This is a genomic window from Ilumatobacter sp. (genome assembly GCF_041688325.1).
In the GTDB taxonomy this organism is placed as follows: domain Bacteria; phylum Actinomycetota; class Acidimicrobiia; order Acidimicrobiales; family Ilumatobacteraceae; genus Ilumatobacter_A.
Map to the genome: position 1 here is coordinate 1 of NZ_JBDNIJ010000450.1, position 7,534 is coordinate 7,534.

Consider the following 7,534-nt stretch of genomic DNA (forward strand, 5'->3'; position numbering starts at 1 on the left):
CGGCTTGAGTCCGCACTGGACTGCGCGCAGCGAATGCCGCCCCATCGCCGAGAGACATTAGCTCTGGAACTTGCCGGACTTGCACGAAATAACTCGCTCAGGGTTCTCGATGCGGCGAGCAGTTAACCGTGACGATTGCACGGAGGTTGGGAGACCGTCTCGATCGACCTTACTCTCTCGCTTTGGTACGCATAGTCTCGGCCGGACTTAGCGTAATCAGTGCCCTACTTCTGTCGCGCGCTCTCGGGCAAGCTGGTAGAGGGGAAGCTGCCGCTGCCATCGCAATCGTCTCTCTGATGCCAATTGTGCTTGGTCTCGGTGTACCGTTGGTTGTTCGTCGCCAGGCGGCGTTTGATGATGGCATCGAACGCTTGGTGCGTACCGTCAGGTTTTTCGCTGGCCTCTTGGTCCTGCCCTCTGCGGTTATTGGCCTGGCGGTGGCCTTCACGGTTCTTCAATCCCTCGACACTCCGGCAAGGTTGGTCTTCGTCTTGTCGGCGTCAAGCAGCCCGATTGCGTTTCTGTGGTTGTGCAACGCAAATCTATTCATCGCGCAGGGCCGTTCAGGGGTCTTCGCTCTTACCAACCTTATTCCTGTTGTGTTCTACGTCGCTCTTGTAGTGGCTGGGCATTTTCTAGGAGCTCTGAGCGTCTCATTCGCGATATCGGCGAACTGGATGGGGAGCGTCGCAACCTTGATCTTCACTACGCTGATGGCTCGTGTTGGCCTGCGAGGGTCACGACACAAGCTCGGCTCGACCGTGAGCGAGGGGGTCAAGTATTCTGGCGGCCAGATCGCGGAAGCAGCTTCGTACAGACTTGACCAAGCTATGGCACTGCCACTAGCCGGAGCGTTTCAGGCGGGGCTCTACTCCGTAGCCGCCATGGCCTCACTCATTCCCCTTGCTCTTGGACAGGCCCTGGGGACAGCATCATTTCGCCTGATCGCTACCGCACCTAGAGAGGAGCAGCGAAACGAGGCTATAATCCAGCTCCTGAGGTCCGCGACATTTTTCTCCCTCGCCATGGCAGGAGCGATGGCCATTGCTACTCCAGTTTTTGTGCCTACAGTGTTCGGCGCCGAGTTCGTTGGAGCCGTGATACCGACATTGATTGCGCTCGGAGGATCCGTGCCTCTCGTCATTGCCTACGTCGGCTCGACCGCACTCACCGCCCTCGGCCGGAGCTGGGCTCTCACCGTTACACAACTGAGCGGCGTTTTGGTCAACGTTTTGGCACTCGTTATCTTGGCGCCGCGCTACGGAGCGATTGGGTTGGCCGCAGCAAGCGCTGTGGGTTACTTTATCGGTGCTCTTGTTTGTCTCAGGTCACTTCCGGTCCGGTCAGTCGAATGCGTACCAGGCGTAGCCGATCTCCGGCCTTCGATGAACCTTCTGCTTCGTAGGACGTCGCCGTGATGACTCGAGCCCTCCGAATGAACGAATCGCCTCCTTGGAACGAACGATTATTCACGGGCGCGAGCTTGACTGACCATGTCCAGCTGGACGGCCGCACTTTACACGAAAGAAGCAGATTGTGGGGCGCTCTCTGCATGGCAATTTACAATCCCGATCCGGAATTGTTGGAAGCTCAGATTGACTCGATCAAGCAGCAAGATTACGAATCTTGGACCTGCTACGTCGGCATAGACGGTGATGATCGAAACACGTATCAGCTGGTCAAACAGCTAGTCGGAGACGATCCGAGGTTCGAGATCCATCATTTCGAGAGCAACGTCGGTTTCTACCGGAACTTTGAACGTATCCTCGGCTTAGTTGATGCACGCGCTAGCTGGTTTGCGCTCGCCGACCAGGACGACAAGTGGGACCACGATAAAATCGCCAGCTTGCTGAACCTACTTACAATAAGAGGCGCAGTCGCAGCTTCCGGTCAAGCAAGATTGACCACTAGTGATGGGCGAATCCTCGGGGTAACAACTCGCCGGCTAGTTCCGCTCTCCAGTTTGATCCTTGACAACCAAATCACCGGGTGTTTATCGATCTTTGATCGATCGGTCTTGGCGGTCGCATTGCCATTTCCTTCACCGACAGACGTTGCGTATCACGACCATTGGCTAGGTGTATGTGCCGCAGCGACCGGTGAGATCGCGATTTCGGTAGTGAATTATCAAGACTACACCCAGCATGCCTCCAATGTGATCGGTGAGGCATCAGGCGGGAAGTTATTTGAAAGGTGTTGTGCACTATATCGGGGGCGTAAATTTCGCCATATTCTGAGCTACGTTGCTGAGCACCGATGGGGTTGGAGAAATTCTATGGCGCAAGAACTTATTCGTCGTGTGCCATCTGTTGGATCTGATCGTAGTGTTGCAGCGTTGGCCAAGACCAACGCGAGAATTCCAGCGAGCGCCACCATCCTCGCTGCCGGGGTGCGGGGTGACTTACCAGCGCTTAGAGCCGCTGCGCTGCTGGGCGGTCTGTGGAGGTTTGATCTATCGGGATTCCTTGCTCTACAGAAAGCGCGGAGACGACCACAATGTAAGGGTGCGGCTCCTCGAGGCCTACTTTGGCGCTATTGGAATCTTGAGCGATACGAATCGAAGTCCGAGCAATGAGAACCATAGCATTCTACCTCCCACAATTCCACGAGATTCCCGAGAATGATGCATGGTGGGGCAAGGGCTTCACCGAGTGGGTCAATGTCCGGCGTGCTCGACCGCAGTACGGGGGCCATCGGCAGCCGCGCTCACCAGGAGAACTTGGCGAATACTGCTTGACCGACGCGAAGGTGATGCGACGGCAAACGGAGCTGGCACAAGCCTACGATGTGAACGCATTTTGCATGTATTTCTACTGGTTTGACGGGAAGCGGGTTTTGGAAAAACCGGTCGAGGCTTGGCGGCAGGACAATTCGCTCTTGCCGTATTGTCTCTCGTGGGCCAATGAGAGTTGGACGCGCCGTTGGGACGGAAAATCACGAGATGTCTTGATCGAGCAAACCTATCCTGAAGGGTATGCGGAGGAAATCTTTTTCGACCTCCTGCCCCACTTTCAGGCATCCCACTATGTGCGGATTGACGACCTTCCAATTTTGGTGGTGCATCGCGCAGACCTTTTACCTGACCCGGCAGGGTTTGCAGCCCGTCTCCGTAAGTTGGCGCAGGATGACGGACTAGCGGGCCTCTATCTGATTGCGGCTGAAACGACCCACGGACTGGCCCCGGGCCCTCTCGGATTTGATGCTGTCGTCGAGTTTCCACCCGTTGGATGCAATACGCTCCGAACCGCACAGTTGAAACCTGTTAGTTCCGTTTCGGCTGACTTTCGAGGTCGCCTGATGTCGTACCAGCGCTTATGCGACTACTACACAAGCCGCAAGCCGCCGAACTCTTTCGTTCGGTTCCGCTGCGTCGTGCCCGGTTGGGACAATACGGCGCGCCGCCAGAACAATTCGACCGTGTACATTGGATCGACGGCCGCAAGCTATGCCGGTTGGCTCCGATCGGCTCGTCTGCAGGAGCTTACTGAACGCGGTCAACGCGGAGCTGTTTTCGTCAATGCATGGAACGAGTGGGCTGAAGGAGCCTTTCTTGAGCCTGACGACCTTTATGGCCGACGTTATTTGGAAGCTACACAGCTGAACTCGCACGTGGTGGAGCAGCAAGCAAGTGCGGATGAGTGTTCATACGGCGTAGTGTGGAGTCGCCCGCAACTGCGTAGTCTGGCGTTGGCAGCGGCCGGCTCAGGCCTAAATCTAACCCGGCGAGTTCGCCTTGCGTGGCGGAGGGGAATCGGCTCCTGATATGGCTGGCGAGATTCGTAACTCCATGTGGGATTGGCAGCGTTCTGGTTCCGTATCAAGCGTCGAACCCTCGGAGCCATCGCTGAGTCGAAGCGTTTCCGTTCTTGACCGCCCAGTGAGGGAGGTGTTCCTTAGCCCCTTCGCGTGGTGGCCTTACTGGGTTAGCCTTGCATTGTTCCTCTATTCGCTCGGCTGGTCAGATCTCTTCCCGCCTCCCGAATCAGCGACCGTTGTGCTACTCCTTGTTTCGTCGCTGCTGTTTGCGATGCTGGCCATGATAGTGGTCGTCCCGCAACCACGAACTTCGGCTCGTCCAATTTCTAGAATGACAATTGTACTCATTGCTTTCTATTTCTTGCTTGCCTTCGTTTACTCCGGTGGCATTCCGCTCTTCCTCATTGTCTCCGGTGCTCAATACGACATCTACAGCTTCGGATTGCCTGGTGTGCATGTTGCAATGTTGTCCTACACCGGATACATATCAATACGCTCTTTTCATCGGTATCTAGTCGCCTCTGACCGAACCGCAAGAACTGCATTCCTGGTCTCGGCGGCGTTACTCGTTCTGATTGGGAGTCGAAGCGCGGTGATGTTCTTGGTGTTCTCCTCGGCCTATTTGTACCTGCGTCATCGCCGTCCGAGGCTACGGCGTGCTGCAGGGATGTCGGTGCTTACTCTCCTGGTTTTGCCGGCGTTCGACTGGTTCGGGAATGCGAGGCTTAGTCAGCAGATCAACGAGTCGACGGGGCGCCGGGGAGATTCTGATGCGATACAGGTCTGATCTCGGTCTAACGAGCGCTTCGCTTCGACAGGCCTACCGCCAGGTTCGCTTTGGCCATATATGTATTTGGCGTCGCCCGTTGCGAATCTTAACAATGCGGTGGAGCAGAATCGAGGCGGGCTTTGTTCCGAACCTTGCGAATTAGACTCGGTGGTTCTTCGTGAGTTAATTCCCGACGTGGTCGGAGATCGTGCTGCGGACGCGCTTGGCATGCCTAAGTTGGATCGGGAAAAGTTCCTCATCTCCCCCTCGCTAACCGCCTCAACGACATTTGGCGTGGCTGTTGCCTACGCAGGGGTCAGTGGAGGAATCATTATGATGGCGGCTTTAGTCGCCCTTAGCTTGGCATGCTTGTATGGTCTCAAGTCCACCGCTACTGGCGAGGTCGCTGTCGTTGTCGTAGCCTCCCTCTTATTCTTCTCTTCTTTCGAAAATATGATTGCCTATTCGCCGGCGTCGCTCCAGTTGTTCTGGTGCGTGGTGTTTCGTAGATCCAGCTCACGGTTTGCTTAGGGAGCGTCGCGGGATAGATCGCGCGTTCAGCCGGTGATGGTGTAGTTCCATTGGCCGTGCCATTCGTGTGGCTGGATTTGTGGCTCTACGCGGCTGAGTGTGGTTGACGGCCTCGGATTCTGCGAGTTGGGATGGTAGCCCACTTGATGCCGAGTCGGCCGATGAGCCGGCGGCGATAGTTGATGTGGTTGACGAATCCGTGAGCGTTTCTGCGGGTCTTCTCGGCGAGCATGTGGATGTTCTCGACCCGCCCGTTCGAAGCGCCGCTGGTCGATTGGTAGGCGAGGATCTCGGGCATCCACCGGTCGATCGTGCGTGCGAGTCGGGTTGAAGGGGACCCGATAGTTGGTCCAGTTGTTATGCGACTTTGGGTTGGTGGTTGATTCTCCACTGGTCGGCGAACTCCGTTGGGGTGAGGTCGCCGTGGGCGGTGTGGGGCCTGTTCATGTTGTAGTCGATGCGGTGGTCTTCGATGATCACTCGGGCTTCGAGCAACGAGTCGAATCGCCACAAGTTGAGCAGCTCGTCACGGAATCGGCCGTTGAACGACTCGACCCACGCGTTCTGCCAGGGTGAGCCGGGGTCGATGAAGATCGTGTTCACGCTGTTGAAGCGGCACCAGTCCGCGACGGCTTGGGCAATGAACTCTCCGCCGTTGTCAAATCTGAGATAGATCGGCGGACCGTGCTCGATGGTGAGCCGATCAAGGACCCGGACGACGCCGTCGGCGTCGATCGTGCGGTGCACATTGATTGCCAAACACTCGCGGGTGAACTCGTCGATCACGTTCAACATCTTCAACGTCCGCCCATCGACGGTGGTGTCGAACTGGAAATCGAGGGCCCACAACACGTTCGGCCTGATCGGGCTCATGGCGCCGAGGTGGGTGCCGATGCCGGTCAGACGCTTCTTGCGTTTCTTGGCAGGGACGCGTAAGCCGTGCAGGCGCCATAGGCGTTTCACTCGTTTGTCGTTGACGTCCCAGCCGTCACGGCGTGCCTGTTTGGCGGCGCGTCGCCATCCCCATCGGGGTCGTTGTTTGGAGAACTTGATCAAGAACTCGACGAGCAGCTGTTCCTCGTCAGGCACCACGCGCTCTGGGAGTCGCTGCGTCGAGCGGGGTTGGCCGACTGTTTTGCATGCTTGTCGTTCTGACACCCCGAACCGTTCGCGCAGCATGATCACTGCGCGGCGTTTGCGGTTCGGGGTCAGAATTCCCCCTTTGCGACCTCGCGTAACATGTCGATGTCGAGCGCCTGATTCGCGACGATTTTCTTGAGCCGGCCGTTCTCGCCCTCCAACTCTTTGAGTCGTTTGGCGTCGTTGGCTTTCATGCCGCCGTATTGGGCAATCCAGCGGTGCCAGGTCGATTCGGCGATCTCGAGATGGCGGCACACCTCGTCGAGTTCCTGACCTGACGACAACTGTTTGTGGCCCTCGGCCAGCTTTCGGATGATCTGCTCTGGCGTGTGACGCCGACGCTTGTTGTTGCTCATGATGTTCATGATCCTCTCTCAACCCCCGTTCCGGGGGCAATCGAGTCCCACAACACCTGGATCAAAAACCGGGTCTCACTTCACTCGGATCGATCCGCTGGATCTACGTCGAATGCTCATTCACTGAGCTGTACATAGGCCAGCCGCTCGCGCACGAGGTCATCGAATGGCTCCGCCAACACGGCTTCGACCTCACCGGCATTGGCGCAATTTCCGACGTCGACCACACGATCATCCAAGCCGACCTACTGTTCGAGCGTGCAGCCGCGCGCTGAACCAACACAGCTTGAGTTTGGCTGAGGGGATTTCCCCTACAGCGCAGTGTCAACCAGGGCGGGGGCAGACCCTTTCGAAAGACATACGGGACTGGGTCGAGGTCTGGACCAACGACCTGAAACCGTTCGTCCGGCACAAAATCGCCGATGAGATCCTCGAACGACTCGGCCGCTACTGCGCAAACGTCGTCAACACCGACTTCATTGACGGAACAGCCTGACAGGACACTAGCAACCATCAAAAGCTGGGACTCCCAAGCCCACGTCGCCGGCTGCGGCTCCACAACAGAGGCTCCCGTCAGCAGGTCCGATCAACTCCTATAGCGGTCTTCGGTCTACCACGACGCCAGCAATAGCGGCTCTTGCGCATCTCGACGGTGCCGGCGGTATAACCGATCACGCGGCCATCGCGTTGGAGTGATAGCAGGAACATGCGCCACGAGGCTACGATCGCGGCCCGTATGGACCTGCAGGCAGAAATGACGCTCCGCGACTACGCCCGCGTGGTCATTCGGCGGAAGTGGATCGTGATCGCTGCAGTCGTGTTGACCACGACGATCTCGGTTGTCTCGTCAGCTGCACAGACACCCGTGTACTCGTCATCTTCTGAGGTGCTCGTGCAGCCTCGCGGCCAAGACGGTCTTTTCGCGGACAGCGTTGTGAACCTCAACGATCGTGCCATCCAGACCGAGATCCAGGTGATCGAA

8 protein-coding genes are annotated in these 7,534 nt (G+C 57.3%); 5 read left to right on the forward strand and 3 right to left on the reverse strand.

Translation table 11 applies throughout. The features are described from left to right. Positions 1-128: 128 nt before the first annotated feature. The 4 genes from ACH2EI_RS21875 (at position 129) to ACH2EI_RS21890 (ending at position 4,543) form a co-directional block, all read left to right on the forward strand. Positions 129-1,418, forward strand: a complete 1,290-nt coding sequence (locus tag ACH2EI_RS21875; protein WP_395161573.1) for a lipopolysaccharide biosynthesis protein — start codon at positions 129-131, stop codon at positions 1,416-1,418. Positions 1,419-1,552: 134 nt separating this feature from the next. Beyond that, positions 1,553-2,575, forward strand: coding sequence for a glycosyltransferase (locus ACH2EI_RS21880; protein ID WP_395161575.1), 1,023 nt, complete (start codon positions 1,553-1,555; stop codon positions 2,573-2,575). Beyond that, positions 2,572-3,762 (forward strand): glycoside hydrolase family 99-like domain-containing protein, encoded by a 1,191-nt coding sequence (locus ACH2EI_RS21885; protein WP_395156874.1) that lies wholly within the window; start codon positions 2,572-2,574, stop codon positions 3,760-3,762. The genes ACH2EI_RS21880 and ACH2EI_RS21885 overlap by 4 nt, the downstream gene beginning before the upstream one ends. Positions 3,763-4,087: 325 nt before the next feature. After that, complete coding sequence (locus ACH2EI_RS21890; protein WP_395161577.1) at positions 4,088-4,543, forward strand: hypothetical protein; 456 nt, start codon at positions 4,088-4,090, stop codon at positions 4,541-4,543. 598 nt (positions 4,544-5,141) lie between these two features. Here ACH2EI_RS21890 and ACH2EI_RS21895 read toward each other — a convergent pair. The 3 genes from ACH2EI_RS21895 to ACH2EI_RS21905 form a co-directional block, all read right to left on the reverse strand. Beyond that, entirely contained in the window at positions 5,142-5,447 is a 306-nt protein-coding gene (locus ACH2EI_RS21895) for a transposase (protein WP_395161579.1), read from the reverse strand. Next, positions 5,414-6,552 (reverse strand): IS3 family transposase gene (locus tag ACH2EI_RS21900; protein WP_395161581.1). Its coding sequence is split into 2 segments (ribosomal slippage): positions 5,414-6,273 and positions 6,273-6,552, totalling 1,140 coding nucleotides; the frame shifts between segments, so codons are not numbered across the junction. The genes ACH2EI_RS21895 and ACH2EI_RS21900 overlap by 34 nt, the downstream gene beginning before the upstream one ends. A 116-nt stretch (positions 6,553-6,668) precedes the next feature. Next, complete coding sequence (locus ACH2EI_RS21905) at positions 6,669-6,791, reverse strand: hypothetical protein (protein WP_395161583.1); 123 nt, start codon at positions 6,789-6,791, stop codon at positions 6,669-6,671. Positions 6,792-7,288: 497 nt separating this feature from the next. On the opposite strand from ACH2EI_RS21905, the gene ACH2EI_RS21910 reads away from it, so the two are divergent. After that, positions 7,289-7,534 (forward strand): Wzz/FepE/Etk N-terminal domain-containing protein (locus tag ACH2EI_RS21910; RefSeq protein WP_395161585.1); only part of this gene is annotated, 246 nt, incomplete at its 3' end.